The organism is Pseudomonas oplopanacis, from assembly GCF_057128725.1.
This window is the reverse complement of the sequence record NZ_JBSKHV010000017.1, coordinates 24,857-45,314: the sequence shown is the minus strand read 5'-3', so window position 1 is coordinate 45,314 and position 20,458 is coordinate 24,857. Positions and strand designations below refer to the sequence as shown.

27 protein-coding genes are annotated in these 20,458 nt (G+C 56.3%); 3 read left to right on the top strand and 24 right to left on the bottom strand.

From position 1 onward, the window contains the following. The first annotated feature begins 1 nt into the window (after position 1). Positions 2-1,159: a glutathionylspermidine synthase family protein gene (locus ACWKV5_RS25710; protein ID WP_483843517.1), complete on the top strand. Its 1,158-nt coding sequence runs from the start codon at positions 2-4 to the stop codon at positions 1,157-1,159. A gap of 156 nt (positions 1,160-1,315) precedes the next feature. After that, a complete protein-coding gene (locus ACWKV5_RS25705) occupies positions 1,316-3,520 on the top strand; it encodes an OsmC domain/YcaO domain-containing protein (protein WP_483843516.1) in 2,205 nt (734 codons plus the stop codon). 66 nt (positions 3,521-3,586) lie between these two features. On the opposite strand, the gene ACWKV5_RS25700 is transcribed toward ACWKV5_RS25705, so the two are convergent. Further along, positions 3,587-4,114, bottom strand: coding sequence for a single-stranded DNA-binding protein (locus tag ACWKV5_RS25700; protein WP_017341065.1), 528 nt, complete (start codon positions 4,112-4,114; stop codon positions 3,587-3,589). Between the two features lie 9 nt (positions 4,115-4,123). Then, positions 4,124-5,521, bottom strand: coding sequence for an MFS transporter (locus ACWKV5_RS25695; RefSeq protein ID WP_483843515.1), 1,398 nt, complete (start codon positions 5,519-5,521; stop codon positions 4,124-4,126). A 191-nt stretch (positions 5,522-5,712) separates the two neighbouring features. On the opposite strand from ACWKV5_RS25695, the gene uvrA reads away from it, so the two are divergent. Next, positions 5,713-8,547, top strand: coding sequence for an excinuclease ABC subunit UvrA (uvrA, locus tag ACWKV5_RS25690; protein ID WP_123433348.1), 2,835 nt, complete (start codon positions 5,713-5,715; stop codon positions 8,545-8,547). A 65-nt stretch (positions 8,548-8,612) separates the two neighbouring features. On the opposite strand, the gene bfr is transcribed toward uvrA, so the two are convergent. The 22 genes from bfr to rplP form a co-directional block, all read right to left on the bottom strand. After that, positions 8,613-9,077: a bacterioferritin gene (gene bfr, locus ACWKV5_RS25685; protein WP_007943775.1), complete on the bottom strand. Its 465-nt coding sequence runs from the start codon at positions 9,075-9,077 to the stop codon at positions 8,613-8,615. 149 nt (positions 9,078-9,226) lie between these two features. After that, a complete protein-coding gene (locus tag ACWKV5_RS25680) occupies positions 9,227-10,681 on the bottom strand; it encodes a catalase (protein WP_483843514.1) in 1,455 nt (484 codons plus the stop codon). A gap of 189 nt (positions 10,682-10,870) precedes the next feature. After that, positions 10,871-11,257, bottom strand: coding sequence for a 50S ribosomal protein L17 (gene rplQ / locus ACWKV5_RS25675; RefSeq protein ID WP_007918448.1), 387 nt, complete (start codon positions 11,255-11,257; stop codon positions 10,871-10,873). A gap of 42 nt (positions 11,258-11,299) precedes the next feature. Beyond that, positions 11,300-12,301: a DNA-directed RNA polymerase subunit alpha gene (locus ACWKV5_RS25670; protein ID WP_003186012.1), complete on the bottom strand. Its 1,002-nt coding sequence runs from the start codon at positions 12,299-12,301 to the stop codon at positions 11,300-11,302. Between the two features lie 22 nt (positions 12,302-12,323). After that, on the bottom strand, positions 12,324-12,944 hold the full coding sequence (gene rpsD / locus ACWKV5_RS25665) for a 30S ribosomal protein S4 (RefSeq protein WP_003210056.1): 621 nt from the start codon (positions 12,942-12,944) through the stop codon (positions 12,324-12,326). Positions 12,945-12,962: 18 nt separating this feature from the next. Next, a complete protein-coding gene (gene rpsK / locus ACWKV5_RS25660; RefSeq protein WP_002555466.1) occupies positions 12,963-13,352 on the bottom strand; it encodes a 30S ribosomal protein S11 in 390 nt (129 codons plus the stop codon). Positions 13,353-13,382: 30 nt separating this feature from the next. Then, positions 13,383-13,739 (bottom strand): 30S ribosomal protein S13, encoded by a 357-nt coding sequence (gene rpsM / locus ACWKV5_RS25655; protein ID WP_003186020.1) that lies wholly within the window; start codon positions 13,737-13,739, stop codon positions 13,383-13,385. A 130-nt stretch (positions 13,740-13,869) separates the two neighbouring features. Further along, on the bottom strand, positions 13,870-13,986 hold the full coding sequence (gene rpmJ / locus ACWKV5_RS25650) for a 50S ribosomal protein L36 (RefSeq protein WP_002555468.1): 117 nt from the start codon (positions 13,984-13,986) through the stop codon (positions 13,870-13,872). A 27-nt stretch (positions 13,987-14,013) separates the two neighbouring features. Further along, complete coding sequence (gene secY / locus ACWKV5_RS25645) at positions 14,014-15,342, bottom strand: preprotein translocase subunit SecY (RefSeq protein WP_003228718.1); 1,329 nt, start codon at positions 15,340-15,342, stop codon at positions 14,014-14,016. Next, positions 15,343-15,780: a 50S ribosomal protein L15 gene (gene rplO, locus ACWKV5_RS25640; protein ID WP_007896782.1), complete on the bottom strand. Its 438-nt coding sequence runs from the start codon at positions 15,778-15,780 to the stop codon at positions 15,343-15,345. It abuts the gene before it with no gap. Positions 15,781-15,783: 3 nt separating this feature from the next. After that, positions 15,784-15,960 (bottom strand): 50S ribosomal protein L30, encoded by a 177-nt coding sequence (rpmD, locus tag ACWKV5_RS25635; protein WP_003186033.1) that lies wholly within the window; start codon positions 15,958-15,960, stop codon positions 15,784-15,786. A gap of 2 nt (positions 15,961-15,962) precedes the next feature. After that, positions 15,963-16,463: a 30S ribosomal protein S5 gene (gene rpsE, locus ACWKV5_RS25630; protein ID WP_007943782.1), complete on the bottom strand. Its 501-nt coding sequence runs from the start codon at positions 16,461-16,463 to the stop codon at positions 15,963-15,965. A 3-nt stretch (positions 16,464-16,466) separates the two neighbouring features. Further along, the gene (gene rplR, locus ACWKV5_RS25625) at positions 16,467-16,817 is read right to left on the bottom strand and encodes a 50S ribosomal protein L18 (protein ID WP_003186037.1); all 351 of its coding nucleotides are present in this window, start codon (positions 16,815-16,817) and stop codon (positions 16,467-16,469) included. Positions 16,818-16,827: 10 nt separating this feature from the next. Further along, positions 16,828-17,361 (bottom strand): 50S ribosomal protein L6, encoded by a 534-nt coding sequence (gene rplF / locus ACWKV5_RS25620; protein WP_003176412.1) that lies wholly within the window; start codon positions 17,359-17,361, stop codon positions 16,828-16,830. A gap of 12 nt (positions 17,362-17,373) precedes the next feature. Then, complete coding sequence (gene rpsH / locus ACWKV5_RS25615; RefSeq protein ID WP_003186040.1) at positions 17,374-17,766, bottom strand: 30S ribosomal protein S8; 393 nt, start codon at positions 17,764-17,766, stop codon at positions 17,374-17,376. 209 nt (positions 17,767-17,975) lie between these two features. Beyond that, positions 17,976-18,281: a 30S ribosomal protein S14 gene (gene rpsN / locus ACWKV5_RS25610; RefSeq protein ID WP_003176414.1), complete on the bottom strand. Its 306-nt coding sequence runs from the start codon at positions 18,279-18,281 to the stop codon at positions 17,976-17,978. 13 nt (positions 18,282-18,294) lie between these two features. Beyond that, the gene (gene rplE, locus ACWKV5_RS25605) at positions 18,295-18,834 is read right to left on the bottom strand and encodes a 50S ribosomal protein L5 (protein WP_003176415.1); all 540 of its coding nucleotides are present in this window, start codon (positions 18,832-18,834) and stop codon (positions 18,295-18,297) included. 20 nt (positions 18,835-18,854) lie between these two features. Then, the gene (gene rplX / locus ACWKV5_RS25600) at positions 18,855-19,169 is read right to left on the bottom strand and encodes a 50S ribosomal protein L24 (RefSeq protein ID WP_003176416.1); all 315 of its coding nucleotides are present in this window, start codon (positions 19,167-19,169) and stop codon (positions 18,855-18,857) included. 11 nt (positions 19,170-19,180) lie between these two features. Further along, complete coding sequence (rplN, locus tag ACWKV5_RS25595; protein WP_002555479.1) at positions 19,181-19,549, bottom strand: 50S ribosomal protein L14; 369 nt, start codon at positions 19,547-19,549, stop codon at positions 19,181-19,183. Positions 19,550-19,572: 23 nt separating this feature from the next. Continuing rightward, positions 19,573-19,839, bottom strand: a complete 267-nt coding sequence (gene rpsQ, locus ACWKV5_RS25590) for a 30S ribosomal protein S17 (protein WP_003176419.1) — start codon at positions 19,837-19,839, stop codon at positions 19,573-19,575. A gap of 2 nt (positions 19,840-19,841) precedes the next feature. Then, positions 19,842-20,033, bottom strand: a complete 192-nt coding sequence (rpmC, locus tag ACWKV5_RS25585) for a 50S ribosomal protein L29 (RefSeq protein WP_002555481.1) — start codon at positions 20,031-20,033, stop codon at positions 19,842-19,844. Next, positions 20,033-20,446, bottom strand: coding sequence for a 50S ribosomal protein L16 (gene rplP / locus ACWKV5_RS25580; RefSeq protein WP_007943783.1), 414 nt, complete (start codon positions 20,444-20,446; stop codon positions 20,033-20,035). The genes rpmC and rplP overlap by 1 nt, the downstream gene beginning before the upstream one ends. Positions 20,447-20,458 lie beyond the last annotated feature (12 nt).

The following is a 20,458-nucleotide window of genomic DNA, read 5'->3' as shown; positions in this document are numbered from 1 at the left end:
CATGAAGAAGATCCATTGCGCAGAGCGTCATGACTGGAAACAGACCGCCGAAGGTCTTGGCTTTCTGTTTCACACCATCGACGACGAACCCTACTGGGACGAGAGCGCGTATTACCAGTTCACGCTCAAACAGATCGAAAACGATCTGGAAGACCCGACCACCGAGATCCATGAGATGTGCATGGACATGGTCGCCCGGGTGGTGCAGAACGAAGAATTGCTCGAGCGCCTGAGCATTCCCCCGGCGTTCTACGACATGATTCGCACGTCATGGCTCGAAGGCCACCCGCACCTGTATGGGCGCATGGATTTCTCCTACAACGGCACCGGGCCAGCGAAGTTGCTGGAACTCAACTACGACACGCCGACCAGCCTGTATGAGGCCGCTGCGTTTCAATGGGGCTGGCTGGAGCAATGCATCGAACGTGGTCTGTTGCCCAAGCAGGCTGACCAGTTCAACAGCATCGACACCAAACTGCATCAGGCTTTCGCCCAGTTGCAGTTGAAGCAGCCATTTTATTTCGCCTCGATGAAACACTCGGTCGAAGACAAGGGCACCACTGATTACCTGCGACTGGTCGCGGAAAAGGTCGGCATCGAATCACGGCACATCGACATCGAAGACATCGGCCTGACCAGCGACGGACGCTTCGTCGACCTTGAAGATCGCTGGATTCCTCACCTGTTCAAGCTGCACGCCTGGGAATTCATCTTCCACGAGCCCTTCGGCGCCGCGATTGCCCAGTGTGATACGCAATTTTTTGAGCCCGCGTGGAAATCCATCATCTCCAACAAAGGCATCCTGCCGCTGCTGTGGGAATTCAACAAAGGTCACCCGAACCTGCTCGCGGCGCATCTGGACACGGACCCGAACAAAGCGGTGCCCAAGGGCTGGGTGCGCAAACCGTTTTTCTCCCGCGAAGGCGCCAACATCGAGCTGCAAACCGCCGACGGTCTGATCGTGAAAGAGGACGGGCCCTACACCGACGCGCCGTTTATCCTTCAGGAATTTGCGCCGCTGCCTAAATTTGGCGACAGCTATACGCTGATCGGCTCTTGGGTGATTGGCGATCAAGCGGCCGGGATTGGCGTACGGGAAGACAACAGCTTGATCACCAAGGATTCGAGCCGCTTTTTGCCACACCTGATCCTCGACTGAGCCTCAAATCGCTCATCAAACGTCCGATACCGTGTATCGGGCGTCGGGTTGAAACAGGCGCAAACCAGACTCAGGATCCGACAACGACAAGACATACGCCTGAAAAGCCGGATAATGGCGACCAATTCGTCTAGCCCGTTATTCTGGTAATCCCCCATGGAAATCAAGGTCAACTTTCTCGACAACCTTCGGCTTGAAGCAAAGTTCGATGACTTCACCGTGGTCGCCGATCAACCTATCCGCTACAAGGGCGATGGCTCGGCACCGGGTCCGTTCGATTACTTCCTGGCTTCGTCGGCATTGTGTGCGGCCTATTTCGTGAAGTTGTACTGCGACACTCGCAGCATTCCCACCGAAAACATCCGCCTGTCGCAGAACAACATTGTTGACCCGGAGAACCGCTACAACCAGATTTTCAAGATCCAGGTCGAGTTGCCGGCGGACATTTCCGACAAGGACCGCCAGGGCATCCTGCGTTCCATCGACCGTTGCACCGTGAAAAAAGTGGTGCAGGCCGGGCCTGAGTTTGTGATCGAAGAAGTCGACAACCTCGACGCCGATGCCCAAGCGTTGTTGATGCCTGCCTCCAATTCCGAGGCGCATACCTATATCGCGGGCAAGGATCTGCCGCTGGAGCAAACCATCGCCAACATGTCGGCCATTCTGGCGGACCTGGGCATGAAGATTGAAATCGCATCGTGGCGCAATATCGTGCCCAACGTGTGGTCGCTGCACATCCGCGATGCGCACTCGCCGATGTGTTTCACCAATGGCAAAGGCGCCACCAAGGAAGGCGCGTTGGCGTCGGCCCTGGGCGAGTTTATCGAGCGTCTGAACTGCAACTTCTTCTACAACGACCAGTTCTGGGGTGAAGACATCGCCAACGCGCCGTTCGTGCATTACCCGGACGAGCGCTGGTTCAAGCCTGGCCGCAAGGACGCACTGCCCACAGAAATTCTCGACGAATACTGCCTGAAGATTTACAACCGCGACGGCGAACTGCGCGGTTCCCATCTGATCGACACCAACTCGGGCAATGAAGAGCGCGGCATCTGTTCGCTGCCTTACGTGCGCCAGTCGGATGGCGAGGTGGTGTATTTCCCGTCCAACCTGATCGAAAACCTGTTCCTGAGCAACGGCATGAGCGCCGGCAACACGCTGGCCGAAGCCCAGGTGCAGTGCCTGTCGGAGATCTTTGAGCGAGCGGTCAAACGCGAAATCATCGAAGGCGAATTTGCCTTGCCGGATGTGCCGGCCGACGTGCTGGCGAAGTACCCTGGGATTCTCGCCGGTATTCAGGCACTGGAAGAGCAAGGCTTCCCGGTGCTGGTGAAAGATGCATCCCTGGGTGGTGAATTCCCGGTGATGTGCGTCACGCTGATGAACCCGCGCACCGGCGGCGTGTTTGCCTCATTCGGCGCGCACCCGAGCCTGGAAGTGGCGCTGGAACGCAGCCTCACCGAATTGTTGCAGGGCCGCAGTTTCGAAGGCCTCAACGACCTGCCGCAGCCGACGTTTGAAGGGCATGCGGTGACCGAGCCGAATAACTTCGTCGAGCATTTCATCGACTCCAGCGGCGTGGTGTCGTGGCGCTTCTTCAGCTCCAAGTCGGATTACGAATTCGTCGAGTGGGACTTCTCCGGCCAAGGTGAAAACTCGAATGCCGAGGAAGCCGCGACCCTGTTCGGCATCCTCAAAGGCATGGGCAAAGAAGTGTACATGGCGGTCTACGAGCATATCGGCGCAACGGCATGCCGCATCCTCGTACCGGACTATTCGGAAATCTATCCAGCGGACGATCTGATCTGGGATAACACCAACAAAGCACTGTTCTTCCGCGCCGATATCCTCAACCTGCATCGTCTGGACGAAGAAGAACTGCGATCACTGGTTGAGCGTTTGGTGGAAAGTGAGCTGGACGACTACACCGACATCACCTCCTTGATCGGTATCGAGTTCGACGACAATACGGCGTGGGGTCAGCTGACGATCCTGGAGTTGAAACTGCTGATCTATCTCGCCTTGCAGCAATACGAAGAGGCAAAAGAGGCGGTAGAAATGTTCCTGCAGTACAACGACAACACGGTTGAACGTGGTTTGTTCTACCAGGCGGTCAATGTGGTGCTGGAAATGAAGCTGGACGAAGACCTGGAACTGGAAGACTACGAGGCCAATTTTCGCCGGATGTTTGGCAACGAACGCACCGACGCGGCCATCGGATCGGTGGACGGCAGCGTGCGTTTCCATGGCTTGACGCCGACCAGCATGAAACTGGAGGGGCTCGACCGGCACCTGCGGTTGATCGACAGCTACAAGAAACTGCACTCGGCACGGGCCAACGTCACCACGTTATCCCGTTAATAGCGCCCACAAAAAAGCGAAGCCAGATGGCTTCGCTTTCTTTATTACTGACTGGATCGCCGCTTTTTAGAACGGGATATCGTCGTCAAAGCTGTCGAAATCCGGAGCTGGCTGAGGCGCGGCCTGCTGCTGTGGAGCCGGACGCGACTGTTGCGGTGCCGACGACTGCTGCGGACGTGGTGCCTGCTGGCGTGGAGCCGGAGCGGACTGCTGGTAATTGTTGCCCCCACCTTGTTGGTCGCCCTGTTGTGGACGGCCGCCCAGCAGTTGCATGGTGCCTTGCATGTCGACCACGATTTCAGTGGTGTAACGCTTGATACCGTCTTTTTCCCACTCGCGGGTCTGCAGCTTGCCTTCGATGTACACCTGCGAACCTTTACGCAGGTATTCGCCGGCGATTTCCGCAACCTTGCCGAACATCGACACACGGTGCCATTCAGTCTTCTCGACCTTCTGACCGGTTTGCTTGTCGGTCCATTGTTCGCTGGTCGCCAGACTCAGGTTGGTCACGGCGTTACCGTTAGGCAAGTAGCGAACTTCGGGATCCTGGCCGCAAGTGCCGACCAATATGACTTTGTTAACCCCACGGGCCATAACGTTCTCCTAGGCTACGCACGCTGCCTCGGGCGGGTTGTTCACCAGGCGCTCGAGGGTGGTGCGATCCAATAGTTCTGTGTCCAATTTGATGTAAATCGCCGCTTCGTCTGCGACGATCACTGCATCTGTTACCCCTACGACGGCCTTCAGGCGCTCAACCAGACCCGCTTCGCGGATCGCCTCGGGCGACAACGGCAAGCGCAGACTCGTGACATAAGGTGGTTCGCGCATGGTAACAGCAAAGGCTAGCCAAAGTGCAGCCAGGCCAGCGCATCCCAGGAACACAACCGACAGACCGCCATGCTGGTACATCCAGCCGCCGAGAATACCGCCGAGTGCCGAACCGAGGAACTGGCTGGTGGAATAAACCCCCATCGCCGTGCCCTTGCCGCCTGCTGGTGAAACCTTGCTGATCAGCGAAGGCAACGAAGCTTCCAGCAGATTGAACGCGGTGAAAAACACCACCGTCCCGATCACCAGAGCCCGCAAGCTATCGCCGAACTGCCAGAAGAATAGCTCAGTGAGCATCAGCGTCAGCACGGCGCCCAATAAAACTCGTTTCATTTTGCGTTTCTTCTCGCCGTAGATAATGAACGGGATCATGGCGAAGAAGGAGATCAGCAGCGCGGTGAGGTAGACCCACCAGTGCTGTTCTTTAGGCAGGCCGGCTTTTTCGACCAGCGCCAGGGGCAAGGCAACGAAGCTCGACATCAACATCGCGTGCAACACAAAAATGCCCAGGTCCAGACGCAGCAGGTCCGGGTGCTTGAGTGTCGGGATCAGCGCCTGGCGCGCGACACCGGACTCGCGGTGCTGCAACGGCCCGGTGGATCTTGGCACCATGAACATCACGATCACGATGCCGAACAGTGCCATGCCGCCGGTGGCGAGGAACAATCCGGACAGGCCGAAGGCACGGGTCAGCAATGGTCCCACGACCATGGCGACCGCGAACGACAGACCAATCGTCATGCCGATCATGGCCATGGCCTTGGTCCGATGCTGCTCGCGGGTCAGGTCTGATAGCAAGGCCATGACGGCGGCGGAAATCGCCCCGGCGCCCTGCAGGATTCGTCCGGCGATAACGCCCCAGATCGAATCGGCATTGGCCGCCAGCACGCTGCCGAGGGCGAAGACGATCAGCCCCAGGTAAATCACCGGACGACGACCGATGCGGTCGGAAATGAAACCGAAAGGAATCTGGAAGATCGCCTGGGTCAGGCCGTAAGCGCCAATCGCCAGCCCGATGAGGGCCGGTGTCGCGCCTGCCAGATCCATCCCATAGGTCGCCAGAACCGGCAACACCATGAACATGCCAAGCATACGGAAGGCGAACACCAGGGCCAGACCGCTTGCTGCGCGGGTCTCACTGCCACTCATGCGTTCGCTGTGGGGATCGTGCATGGAAAAACCTCATGTGAACCGGCCGCGATTCTACCAGTCCCATCGATTGACAGGGTATATCGCGACGCTTTGACGCGCTCCGCTGACAGACTCTTCATGTAAGACATCAACCCGCTCGTTTGATAGTGTGCATCCATCCAGTATTTGGCCGTATACTCCTACGTTTTCGACGCCCGCCAAGCGAGGCCACTTTGGACAAGATCCTGATTCGTGGGGCCCGGACCCACAACCTGAAGAACATCGACCTGACCCTGCCACGGGACAAGCTGATCGTCATCACCGGCCTGTCCGGGTCGGGCAAATCGTCCCTGGCATTCGACACGCTGTACGCCGAAGGCCAGCGTCGCTACGTCGAGTCGCTGTCGGCCTATGCCCGGCAGTTTCTGTCGATGATGGAAAAGCCTGACGTCGATACCATCGAAGGTTTGTCGCCAGCCATTTCCATCGAACAGAAGTCGACCTCGCACAATCCGCGTTCGACGGTCGGCACCATCACCGAAATCTACGATTACCTGCGCCTGCTGTATGCACGCGTGGGTATTCCGCGCTGCCCGGATCACGATATTCCATTGGAAGCGCAGACCGTCAGTCAGATGGTCGACCTGGTCCTCGCCCAACCGGAAGGCAGCAAACTGATGCTGCTGGCGCCGGTCATCCGCGAGCGCAAGGGCGAACATCTGTCGGTGTTCGAAGAATTGCGCGCGCAAGGCTTTGTGCGAGCCCGGGTCAATGGCCGGCTCTGCGAGCTGGACGAATTGCCGAAGCTGGATAAACAGAAGAAGCACTCGATCGATGTCGTGGTCGACCGCTTCAAGGTCCGCGCCGATCTGCAACAGCGCCTGGCAGAATCGTTCGAGACCGCGCTGAAGCTGGCGGACGGCATTGCACTGGTTGCGCCGATGGATGACGAGCCGGGTGAAGAGATGATCTTCTCCGCCCGCTTCGCCTGTCCGATCTGCGGTCATGCCATCAGCGAGCTGGAACCCAAGCTGTTCTCCTTCAACAACCCGGCCGGCGCCTGCCCGACTTGCGATGGCCTGGGCGTGAAGCAGTTTTTCGACATCAAGCGCCTGGTCAACGGCGAGCTGACACTGGCCGAGGGCGCGATTCGCGGCTGGGACAGGCGCAACGTCTATTACTTCCAGATGCTCGGGTCGTTGGCGTCCCACTACAAATTCAGCCTGGAAGTGCCGTTCAACGAACTGCCGGCCGATCAGCAGAAGTTCATCCTGCACGGCAGCGGCTCGCAGAACGTCGATTTCAAATACCTGAACGACCGTGGCGACATCGTCAAACGCTCGCACCCGTTCGAAGGCATCGTGCCGAACCTTGAACGCCGCTACCGCGAAACCGAATCCGCTTCGGTGCGTGAAGAGCTGGCCAAGTTCCTCAGCACCCAGCCTTGCCCGGATTGCCGTGGCACCCGCCTGCGTCGTGAGGCGCGGCATGTCTGGGTGGGCGAGAAAACCCTGCCAGCGGTGACGAATCTGCCGATTGGCGACGCGTGCGAGTACTTCGGCGTGCTGAAGCTGACAGGCCGTCGTGGCGAGATCGCCGACAAGATTCTCAAGGAAATCCGCGAACGCCTGCAGTTCCTGGTCAACGTGGGCCTCGACTACCTGTCGCTGGATCGCAGTGCCGACACTTTGTCCGGCGGTGAAGCCCAGCGGATTCGTCTGGCGAGCCAGATTGGCGCCGGTCTTGTGGGCGTTCTGTACATCCTCGACGAACCGTCGATTGGTCTGCACCAACGGGACAATGATCGACTGTTGGGCACGCTCAAGCACCTGCGCGACATCGGCAACACGGTGATTGTGGTCGAGCACGACGAAGACGCGATTCGCCTGGCTGACTACGTGGTGGATATCGGCCCGGGCGCCGGCGTACACGGTGGGCATATCGTCGCCGAAGGCACACCGGCCGAGGTCATGGCTCACCCTGACTCGTTGACTGGCAAGTACTTGTCGGGCCGGGTGAAGATCGCCGTTCCGGCCAAGCGCACACCGCGTAACAAGAAGCTGTCGCTGTCCCTCAAGGGCGCTCGCGGCAACAACTTGCGCAACGTCGACCTGGACATTCCGATCGGCCTGCTGACCTGCGTGACCGGCGTGTCCGGATCCGGCAAGTCGACGCTGATCAACAACACGCTGTTCCCCTTGAGCGCTACGGCTCTCAACGGCGCGACGACGCTTGAGGCAGCCGCGCACGACAGCATCAAGGGCCTGGAGCATCTGGACAAGGTCGTCGACATCGACCAAAGCCCTATCGGCCGAACGCCGCGCTCCAACCCTGCCACTTACACCGGGCTGTTCACACCGATTCGCGAGTTGTTCGCCGGCGTGCCGGAATCTCGCTCACGGGGTTATGGTCCGGGTCGTTTCTCCTTCAACGTGAAGGGCGGACGCTGCGAAGCCTGCCAGGGCGACGGGTTGATCAAGGTGGAAATGCACTTCCTGCCAGACATCTACGTTCCGTGCGACGTCTGCAAGAGCAAGCGCTACAACCGTGAAACCCTTGAGATCAAGTACAAGGGCAAGAGCATCCATGAAACCCTCGAGATGACCATCGAGGAAGCCCGGGTGTTCTTCGACGCGGTTCCAGCGCTGGCACGCAAGCTTCAGACGTTGATGGATGTGGGCTTGTCGTACATCAAGCTGGGGCAATCGGCGACCACGCTGTCCGGTGGTGAGGCGCAACGGGTGAAACTGTCCCGAGAACTGTCCAAGCGCGATACCGGCAAGACCCTGTACATCCTCGACGAGCCAACGACTGGTCTGCACTTCGCGGATATTCAGCAACTGCTTGATGTATTGCATCGCCTTCGCGACCACGGCAACACCGTGGTGGTGATCGAGCACAACCTGGACGTAATCAAGACTGCGGACTGGCTGGTGGACCTTGGACCAGAGGGCGGCTCCAAGGGCGGGCAGATTATTGCCGTCGGTACACCGGAAGAAGTGTCGGAGATGAAGCAGTCTCATACCGGCTTCTACCTCAAGCCACTGTTGGCACGCGACAAGGCCTGAATCACGGCCATGAAAAAGCCCCTGTCACTTTGTCGGTGACAGGGGCTTTTTTGTATTCGGTGGAATCAGGCGTGCGATTGCAGGTAATTTTCCAGACCGATCAACTTGATCAGGCCCATCTGCTTTTCAAGCCAGTAGGTATGGTCTTCTTCGGTGTCATGCAATTGAACCCGCAGCATCTCGCGGCTGACATAGTCCTTGTGCTGCTCGCAGAGCTTGATGCCCTTGCAGAGCGCGGCGCGGACTTTGTATTCCAGTCGCAGGTCAGCGGCGAGCATGTCCGGCACGGTGGTGCCGACATCAAGGTCGTCCGGACGCATGCGCGGCGTGCCTTCGAGCATCAGAATTCGGCGCATCAATGCATCAGCATGCCCGGCTTCTTCTTCCATTTCGTGGTTGATACGTTCGTAGAGCTTGGTGAAACCCCAGTCCTCATACATCCGCGAATGGACGAAATATTGATCACGCGCCGCCAGTTCGCCGGTCAGCAACGTGTTGAGGTAATCGATTACGTCTGGGTGGCCTTGCATCGCCCTACATCTCCCTGCTTGAAAGTCTGTAGTTTGAACCACGAAGACTGATTGGTCACTCCGTTTGCGCGATAAAAGCGAAGATATTCTGAGAAAAGTGGTTTAAATAACGCAAAAACCGCCCAATCGAGGGCGGTTCTGCTTCTCATTTAGACTTCGTTAAGCTGTACGTTGAGCAGCGTTGCGATTGCTTCTCCATACGCCGGATCGGCTTTGTAGAAATGCTGCAATTGACGGTCAACCACATCACTGGAAACCCCGGCCATTGCGCCGGCAATGTTGTTGACCAACAGCGCTTTCTGCTCGTCGCTCATCAAGCGGAACAACGCGCCGGCGTGGCTGTAGTAGTCGGTATCTTCGCGGTGATCGTAACGATCAGCTGCACCGCTCAAAGCCAAGGGCGGCTCTGCATAGCGAGGCGCTTGCTTCGGCGAATCCACGTAGCTGTTAGGCTCGTAGTTAGGTGCCGCACCGCCGTTGCTGCCAAATGCCATCGAACCATCGCGCTGGTAGCTGTTCACCGGGCTGCGAGGGGCATTCACCGGCAGTTGCTGGTGATTGGTGCCGATGCGGTAGCGGTGAGCATCCGCGTAAGCGAATACGCGACCTTGCAGCATGCGGTCAGGCGAGAGACCAACACCTGGCACCATGTTGCTCGGACCGAACGCCGCTTGCTCGACTTCAGCAAAGTAATTCAGCGGATTGCGGTTGAGCTCCAGTTCGCCGACTTCGATCAGTGGAAACTCTTTCTGCGACCAGGTTTTGGTCACATCGAACGGATTCTCGTAGTGCGCCGCCGCTTGAGCCTCGGTCATGATTTGTACGCACACGCGCCATTTCGGGAAGTCACCACGCTCGATCGCGCCGAACAGATCGCGCTGGGCGTAATCAGGATCAGTACCCGCCAGGCGCGCAGCGTCTGCCGGGGCGAGGTTTTTGATTCCTTGCTTTGTTTTGTAGTGCCATTTCACCCAGTGCCGCTCGCCATTGGCGTTGATCAGGCTGTAGGTGTGGCTGCCGAAGCCGTGCATGTGACGGTAGCCGTCAGGAATGCCGCGATCCGAGAACAAGATAGTGACCTGGTGCAGCGCCTCGGGCGAATGCGACCAGAAGTCCCACATCATCTGCGCACTTTTCAGATTGCTTTGCGGCAGGCGTTTTTGCGTGTGGATGAAGTCCGGGAATTTCAACGGATCGCGGATGAAGAACACGGGCGTGTTGTTGCCAACGATGTCCCAGTTACCTTCTTCGGTGTAGAACTTCAGGGCAAAACCCCGTGGATCGCGCTCTGTATCGGCCGAACCACGCTCACCGCCGACGGTGGAGAACCTCAGGAACGTCGGAGTTTGCTTGCCGACAGACTCGAACAGTTTGGCGCTGGTGTACTCGGTGATGTCACGCGTAACGGTGAACGTACCGTAAGCACCAGAACCCTTGGCGTGTACACGGCGTTCCGGGATGTTTTCGCGGTTGAAGTGGGCAAGCTTCTCGATCAGGTGAAAATCGTCGAGCAGCAGCGGGCCACGGGGGCCGGCGGAACGGGAATTCTGGTTATCGGCGACAGGAGCGCCACTGGCGGTGGTAAGCGTTTTACTTTGGCTCATGCGATCTCTTCCTTTGTCAGTCTATAACTGCCGGCTAATCGGCTGAGGAGGAGTATTGATCACCAACGTTACACCTACAAATTCATTAACCTTTCAGTAGCGATAGAAAATAACTAACGGTCGTGGCACTTTTCGAGCGCCCACAAAAAACCGGGCACTAGGCCCGGTTTTTCGTTTCAGACTGACGTCTTACTCGGCGGATACAGCTTCGCCGGCAGTAGCACGATCAACCAACTCGACGTACGCCATAGGCGCGTTGTCGCCAGTGCGGAAGCCGCACTTGAGGATGCGCAGGTAGCCACCCTCACGGGTAGCGTAACGCTTGCCCAGGTCGTTGAAGAGCTTACCAACGATAGCTTTCGAACGAGTACGGTCGAAAGCCAGACGGCGGTTAGCCAGGCTGTCTGTCTTGGCCAAAGTGATCAGCGGCTCAGCAACGCGACGCAGTTCTTTAGCTTTCGGCAGTGTAGTTTTGATCAGCTCGTGCTCGAACAGCGACACTGCCATGTTTTGAAACATGGCCTTGCGGTGCGAGCTAGTGCGGCTCAGGTGACGACCACTTTTACGATGACGCATGGTTCATTCCTTACCAAACACGACGTTCGGTGATTACGACGATCAGGCAGTCGCCTTGTCGTCCTTCTTAAGACTTGCAGGCGGCCAGTTGTCGAGGCGCATGCCGAGGGACAGACCGCGGGAGGCCAGAACGTCCTTGATTTCAGTCAAGGATTTCTTGCCAAGGTTCGGAGTCTTCAACAGCTCTACTTCGGTACGCTGAATCAGGTCACCGATGTAGTAGATGTTTTCCGCCTTAAGGCAGTTAGCCGAACGTACAGTCAGTTCCAGATCGTCAACCGGGCGAAGCAGGATCGGATCGATCTCGTCTTCCTGCTCGACAACCACTGGCTCACTGTCACCTTTGAGATCGACGAACGCAGCCAACTGCTGTTGCAGAATGGTTGCAGCGCGGCGGATAGCCTCTTCAGGATCCAGGGTACCGTTGGTTTCCAGATCAATAACCAGCTTGTCCAGGTTAGTACGCTGCTCGACACGGGCGTTTTCCACCACGTATGCGATACGGCGAACCGGGCTGAACGAAGAGTCAAGCTGCAAGCGACCGATGCTGCGGCTTTCGTCTTCATCGCTCTGACGCGAGTCTGCCGGTTCATAACCACGACCACGAGCTACGGTGAGCTTCATGTTCAGGGCGCCGTTAGACGCCAGGTTAGCGATTACGTGATCGGGGTTAACGATCTCGACATCATGATCCAGCTGAATATCGGCAGCGGTAACCACCCCCGAACCCTTCTTCGACAAGGTCAGCGTAACTTCGTCACGACCGTGCAGCTTGATAGCCAGACCTTTAAGGTTCAACAGGATTTCAATTACGTCTTCCTGTACGCCTTCGATGGCGCTGTACTCATGGAGTACACCGTCAATCTCGGCCTCGACTACTGCACAGCCGGGCATTGAGGACAACAGGATGCGGCGCAGCGCGTTGCCCAGGGTGTGGCCGAAACCACGCTCGAGAGGCTCGAGAGTGATCTTGGCGCGGGTTGGACTGACAACCTGCACATCAATGTGGCGGGGTGTCAGGAACTCATTTACCGAAATCTGCATGGATGCACCTATTTTCTAGCCCTTACTTGGAGTAGAGCTCGACAATCAGGCTTTCGTTGATGTCGGCGGACAGATCACTGCGAGCTGGAACGTTCTTGAAAACGCCCGACTTCTTCTCAGTGTCTACTTCTACCCATTCTACGCGGCCACGTTGGGCACACAGATCGAGAGCTTGGACAATGCGAAGTTGGTTCTTTGCTTTCTCGCGAATCGCGACCACGTCACCAGCACGAACCTGGTAAGACGGTACGTTTACGGTTTGACCGTTAACGCTGACGGATTTGTGCGATACCAGCTGACGGGATTCGGCACGAGTCGAACCAAAGCCCATACGGTATACAACGTTGTCCAGACGGCATTCGAGCAGTTGCAGCAGGTTTTCACCGGTTGCACCTTTCTTGCCAGCAGCTTCTTTGTAGTAGCCGCTGAATTGACGCTCGAGAACGCCGTAGATACGACGGACCTTCTGCTTTTCACGCAGTTGGGTGCCGTAATCGGACTGGCGACCGCGGCGTTGGCCGTGGATACCAGGTGCTGCTTCAATGTTGCACTTCGATTCGATCGCGCGCACGCCGCTCTTCAGAAAGAGATCGGTGCCTTCGCGACGAGCGAGTTTGCATTTTGGACCAATGTAACGAGCCATTCTTTACAATCTCCTGGATTACACGCGGCGCTTCTTCGGCGGACGGCACCCGTTGTGCGGGATTGGCGTCACGTCGGTGATGCTGGCGATCTTGTAGCCACAGCCGTTCAAAGCGCGGACTGCAGATTCACGACCTGGGCCTGGACCTTTGACGTTAACGTCGAGGTTTTTCAGACCGTATTCCAGCGCAGCTTGACCAGCACGTTCAGCAGCTACTTGAGCAGCAAACGGGGTGGACTTGCGGGAACCGCGGAAACCCGAACCACCGGAGGTAGCCCAGGAAAGAGCGTTGCCTTGACGGTCGGTGATGGTCACGATTGTGTTGTTAAAAGATGCATGGATGTGGGCGATGCCATCAACCACTGTCTTTTTAACTTTTTTACGAGGACGAGCAGCAGGTTTTGCCATGATAATTTTCCTGTCGATTCGCGGGGGCGATTACTTGCGGATCGGCTTACGCGGACCTTTACGGGTACGCGCGTTAGTCTTGGTACGCTGACCGCGCACTGGAAGACCACGACGATGACGCAGACCGCGATAGCAACCGAGGTCCATCAAACGCTTGATTTTCATGTTGATTTCGCGACGCAGGTCACCTTCAGTGGTGAACTTCGCCACTTCGCCACGCAGCTGTTCAATCTGCTCGTCGCTCAGATCTTTGATCTTTGCGGCTGGGTTTACCCCAGTCACTGCACAGATCTTCTGTGCAGTAGTGCGACCAACACCATAGATGTAGGTCAGCGAGATAACAGTATGCTTGTTATCTGGAATGTTAACGCCTGCAATACGGGCCATTCAGTGGGACTCCAATTGACAGCTACCTACGCCCCGGAAGCCAAGAAATAGGGCGCGAGATAATATCGCTGTAATAACAAATAATCAACCCGGTAGCGCACTAGCTACCGGGCTTGAAGCACAATCACACTCAGCCTTGGCGCTGTTTGTGACGCGGTTCCGCGCTGCAAATTACTCGAACAACACCTTCGCGGCGAATAATTTTGCAGTTACGGCACAGCTTTTTCACCGATGCACGAACTTTCATCACCAACTCCTCGAACCTTATGGGTACTCAGCGCAACATGCCGCTGCCGTAACCCTTCAGGTTGGCTTTCTTCATCAGGGATTCGTACTGGTGCGAAACGAGGTGCGATTGTACTTGGGACATGAAGTCCATCACAACCACGACGACGATCAGCAACGAGGTCCCGCCAAGGTAGAACGGTACGTTTGCTGCAACCACCAGGAACTGGGGCAACAAGCACACGGCCGTCATGTAAAGAGCACCGAACATGGTCAAGCGGGTCAGAACGCCATCAATGTAGCGCGCAGACTGCTCACCTGGACGGATGCCCGGAATAAAGGCACCGGACTTCTTCAGGTTTTCCGCTACGTCTTTCGGATTGAACATCAACGCCGTATAGAAGAAGCAGAAGAAAATAATCCCTGCACTAAACAGCAGAATATTCAACGGCTGACCAGGAGCGATCGACTGCGAGATGTCCTGCAACCAGCCCATACCTTCAGACTGACCAAACCAGGCACCCAACGAAGCCGGGAACAGCAAAATGCTGCTCGCGAAAATGGCCGGAATAACACCGGCCATGTTCACCTTCAGCGGCAAGTGGCTAGTCTGCGCAGCAAAGACCTTACGGCCCTGCTGACGCTTGGCGTAGTGAACAGCAATACGACGCTGACCACGCTCAATGAACACCACGAAACCGATAATCGCTACTGCCAGCAAACCGATGGCAACCAGGGCGAAGATGTTGATATCACCCTGACGTGCAGACTCGAAAGACTGCCCGATCGCTCTCGGAAGACCGGCGACGATACCCGAAAAAATCAACATCGAGATACCGTTGCCAACACCACGCTCAGTAATCTGCTCACCCAGCCACATCATGAACATCGCACCAGCCACAAAAGTGGATACCGCGACGAAATGGAAGCCAAAGTCACCAGTGAACGCAACGCCCTGCCCTGCCAGACCAATGGACATGCCAATTGCCTGAACGAGAGCGAGGACGACAGTGCCGTAGCGGGTGTACTGGCTGATCTTGCGACGGCCAGCTTCACCTTCCTTCTTCAACTGCTCCAGCTGCGGGCTGACGGCGGTCATCAGTTGCATGATGATCGATGCCGAAATGTACGGCATGATCCCCAGTGCAAAGATGCTCATCCGTTCCAGCGCGCCGCCGGAAAACATGTTGAACAAGCTAAGAATGGTCCCCTCATTCTGTCGAAACAGGTCCGCGAGTCGGTCCGGGTTGATACCTGGAACCGGGATGTGTGCGCCTATTCGGTAGACGATAATCGCCAGGAACAGAAAACGCAGACGAGCCCAGAGTTCAGACATACCGCCTTTGCCGAGCGCAGAGAGAGCACCTTGCTTAGCCATTTATTCCTCGAACTTGCCGCCAGCTGCTTCGATAGCCGCACGCGCACCTTTGGTGGCGCCGATTCCCTTTCCGATGGTGACAGCGCGAGTAACTTCGCCGGACAGCATGATTTTCACACGCTGAACGTTGACGTTGATCACGTTGGCATCTTTCAGGGACTGCACGGTGACGATGTCGCCTTCCACTTTAGCCAGCTCGGACAGACGCACTTCTGCGCGGTCCATGGCTTTCAGGGAAACGAAACCGAACTTCGGCAGGCGACGATGCAGCGGCTGTTGACCGCCTTCAAAGCCTGGAGCAATGGTGCCACCGGAGCGGGAAGACTGACCTTTGTGGCCACGGCCACCGGTCTTGCCCAAACCACTACCGATACCACGGCCCGGACGATGCTTTTCGCGACGGGAACCCGGCGCTGGACTCAGATCATTGAGTTTCATCGATTAACCCTCGACACGCAGCATGTAGTAAGCCTTGTTGATCATCCCGCGATTCTCGGGAGTATCAAGTACTTCTACAGTGTGACCGATGCGACGCAGACCCAGACCCTTAACGCACAGTTTGTGGTTAGGGATACGGCCGGTCATGCTTTTGATCAGCGTAACTTTAACGGTAGCCATGATCAGAAGATCTCCTTGACGCTTTTGCCACGCTTGGCGGCAATGGATTCAGGAGACTGCATAGCTTTCAAACCTTTGAAAGTGGCGTGAACCACGTTTACCGGGTTAGTCGAGCCGTAGCACTTGGCCAGAACGTTCTGAACGCCAGCAACTTCGAGGACAGCACGCATAGCGCCGCCAGCGATGATACCGGTACCTTCAGAAGCAGGCTGCATGTACACCTTCGAAGCGCCGTGACCGGACTTCATTGCGTACTGCAGAGTGGTGCCGTTCAGATCAACTTGGATCATGTTGCGGCGAGCAGCTTCCATTGCCTTCTGGATCGCAGCAGGCACTTCACGCGACTTGCCACGGCCGAAGCCAACACGCCCTTTACCATCACCAACCACGGTCAACGCGGTGAAAGTGAAGATACGGCCGCCTTTAACGGTTTTGGCTACGCGGTTAACTTGAACCAGCTTCTCGATGTAGCCTTCGTCGCGCTTTTGGTCGTTATTTGACATAACTTAGAACTCCAGCCCAGCTTCACGAGCAGCATCAGCCAGCGCCTTGACGCGGCCGTGGTACTTGAAGCCAGAGCGGTCGAAAGCCACCTGCGAGACGCCAGCGGCTTTAGCACGCGTAGCGACCAGCTGGCCAACCTTAGTGGCCGCGTCGATGTTGCCAGTGGCGCCATCACGCAGTTCTTTATCCAAAGTCGAGGCAGATGCCAGGACTTTGTTGCCGTCGGCCGAAATGACCTGGGCGTAGATGTGCTGCGACGAGCGGAACACGCAGAGACGCACGACTTCGAGTTCGTGCATTTTCAGGCGTGCTTTGCGAGCGCGACGCAGTCGAGTAACTTTTTTGTCGGTCATTTGCTATGCCCTACTTCTTCTTGGCTTCTTTACGACGGACGACTTCGTCCGCGTAGCGCACACCTTTGCCTTTGTACGGCTCTGGTGGACGGAAGTCGCGGATCTCGGCGGCCACTTGACCTACCAGCTGCTTATCGATGCCCTTGATCAGGATATCGGTCTGGCTAGGAGTCTCAGCGGTGATGCCTTCCGGCAGTTCATAATCCACTGGGTGCGAGAAGCCAAGAGCCAGGTTCAGCACTGTGCCTTTTGCTTGCGCTTTGTAACCAACACCGACCAGCTGGAGCTTGCGCTCGAAGCCTTGGCTTACGCCTTGGACCATGTTGTTTACCAACGCACGAGTGGTACCAGCCATTGCGCGAGTTTGTTGATCGCCATTGCGAGCAGCGAAACGCAGCTCACCAGCTTCTTCAACGATCTCAACGGACGAATGGATGTTCAGTTCGAGAGTGCCCTTGGCACCCTTCACCGAAAGCTGTTGGCCTGCGAATTTGACTTCGACACCGGCTGGCAGCTTAACGGGGTTCTTAGCGACGCGTGACATGCTTATCCCCCCTTAGAACACAGTGCAAAGAACTTCGCCGCCGACACCGGCAGCGCGCGCAGCACGATCCGTCATCACACCTTTGTTGGTGGAGACGATAGACACACCGAGACCGCCACGAACTTTTGGCAGATCATCGACGGACTTGTACTGACGCAGGCCTGGACGGCTAACGCGCTTCACTTCCTCGATGACCGGACGGCCTTCGAAGTACTTCAGCTCGATGGACAGCAGTGGTTTGATTTCGCTGCTGATCTGATAACCCGCAATGTAACCTTCGTCCTTCAGGACTTTGGCAACAGCTACCTTCAAAGTAGAAGATGGCATGCTTACGACGGACTTTTCAGCCATCTGGGCATTACGGATTCGAGTTAGCATGTCCGCTAACGGGTCCTGCATACTCATGGGCTAGACGCTCCTAATACAAAAAAATTAGCCTTGCGGCTACTACTTGTCGCCGAGCTCATCCATGCGGAAAAAGCACGGGCTCAGGCGAGCCGGGTATTCTAGACACACCCCACAAATGAATCAAGCCCCAAAAGGGGCTTGATTCAAGTTCAAGGTCACCGGCGGTCAGTATCTTGCGATTCCGAACGCCGAGACTTTGATAGTGCTTACCAGCTGGCTTTAACCAGACCAGGTACGTCACCACGCATTGCAGCTTCACGCAGTTTGTTACGGCCGAGGCCGAACTTGCGGTAAACGCCGTGTGGACGACCGGTCAGGCGGCAGCGGTTACGCATGCGCGAGGCGCTTGCGTCACGTGGCTGCTTCTGCAGAGCTACTGTAGCTTCCCAACGTGCTTCTGGACTTGCGTTCAGATCAACGATGATAGCTTTCAGTGCTGCACGCTTTTTGGCGTACTTGGCAACCGTGAGCTGACGCTTCAGCTCGCGGTTTTTCATGCTCATCTTGGCCATTTTCCTACTCCAATCAGTTGCGGAACGGGAATTTGAAAGCACGCAACAGGGCGCGACCTTCATCATCGTTCTTGGCAGTGGTGGTCAGGGTAATGTCCAGACCGCGGAGAGCATCGATCTTGTCGTAGTCGATTTCCGGGAAGATGATCTGCTCTTTAACGCCCATGCTGTAGTTACCACGACCATCGAAGGACTTGGCATTCAGGCCGCGGAAGTCGCGAACCCGAGGCAGGGAGATCGACAGCAGACGATCCAGGAACTCGTACATACGCTCACGGCGCAGGGTCACTTTGACGCCGATCGGCCAACCTTCACGGACTTTAAAGCCAGCGATGGATTTCCGAGCGTAGGTCACAACGACTTTCTGGCCGGTGATCTTTTCCAGGTCGGCAACAGCGTGCTCGATGACTTTTTTGTCACCGACGGCTTCGCCCAGACCCATGTTCAGGGTGATTTTTGTAACGCGTGGAACTTCCATCACGTTCGAAAGCTTAAGTTCTTCCTTAAGTTTCGGTGCGATTTCCTTCCAGTAAATCTCTTTTAGTCGTGCCATGGTCTTCTACCTAGCAGTGTTCAAGCATCAACCGCTTTTTGGGTCGACTTGAAGACACGAATTTTCTTGCCGTCTTCTACTTTGAAACCAACGCGGTCAGCCTTGTTGGTTTCGCCGTTGAAAATGGCGACGTTAGAAGCGTCCAGTGGAGCTTCTTTTTCGACGATACCGCCTTGTACGCCCGACATCGGGTTAGGCTTGGTATGACGCTTAACCAGGTTCAGACCGCCAATAACCAGACGGTTGTTAGCGAGAACCTTAAGCACCTTACCGCGCTTACCTTTGTCTTTGCCGGCGATCACGATGATCTCGTCGTCACGACGAATCTTTTGCATGTCGGATCTCCTTACAGCACTTCTGGGGCGAGCGAGACGATCTTCATGAACTTCTCAGTACGAAGTTCACGGGTCACTGGCCCAAAGATACGGGTGCCGATCGGCTCTTGCTTGTTGTTCAGAAGAACAGCAGCGTTGCCATCAAAGCGGATAATGGAGCCATCAGCACGACGTACGCCGTGACGAGTGCGGACTACAACAGCAGTCATCACTTGGCCTTTTTTCACTTTACCGCGAGGAATTGCTTCCTTCACGGTAACTTTGATGATGTCACCGATACCAGCGTAACGACGATGGGAGCCACCCAGCACCTTGATGCACATAACACGGCGAGCGCCGCTGTTATCGGCCACATCGAGCATGGATTGAGTCTGAATCATATAATTTCTCCGACCCCTAGTCCTTAGACTTCCACAGCGCGTTCGAGAACATCAACCAGCGCCCAAGACTTGGTCTTGGCCAAAGGACGAGTTTCACGAATAGTGACTTTGTCGCCGATGTGGCACTGATTGGTTTCGTCGTGCGCGTGCAGCTTAGTCGAACGCTTAACGTATTTACCGTAGATCGGGTGCTTTACGCGACGCTCGATCAGTACGGTGATGGTTTTGTCCATCTTGTCGCTGACAACACGGCCAGTCAGCGTACGGACAGTTTTTTCGGCTTCAGCCATGATTACTTACCTGCCTGCTGGTTGAGCACAGTCTTCACGCGAGCGATGTCACGCTTAACTTGCGAGAGCAGATGAGACTGCCCCAACTGGCCAGTTGCTTTCTGCATACGCAGATTGAACTGGTCGCGCAGCAAGCCGAGCAGTTGCTCGTTCAGCTGCTGTGCGGATTTTTCACGAAGTTCATTCGCTTTCATCACATCACCGTCCGTTTAACAAAGGCGGTGGCGAGCGGCAGCTTTGCAGCAGCCAGGGCAAAAGCCTCACGCGCCAGCTCTTCAGAAACACCCTCGATTTCATACAGGACTTTGCCTGGCTGAATCTGGGCAACCCAGTACTCCACACTACCCTTACCTTTACCCATACGAACTTCGAGGGGCTTTTTGGAAATAGGCTTGTCCGGGAATACACGGATCCAGATCTTGCCGCCACGTTTAACGTGACGGGTCAGAGCACGACGCGCTGACTCGATCTGACGAGCGGTGAGACGACCACGAGCTACAGACTTCAGCGCATATTCGCCGAAGCTGACTTTGCTACCGCGCTGTGCCAGACCACGGTTGTGGCCTGTCATCTGCTTGCGGAACTTCGTACGCTTTGGTTGCAACATTTGGCGTACCCC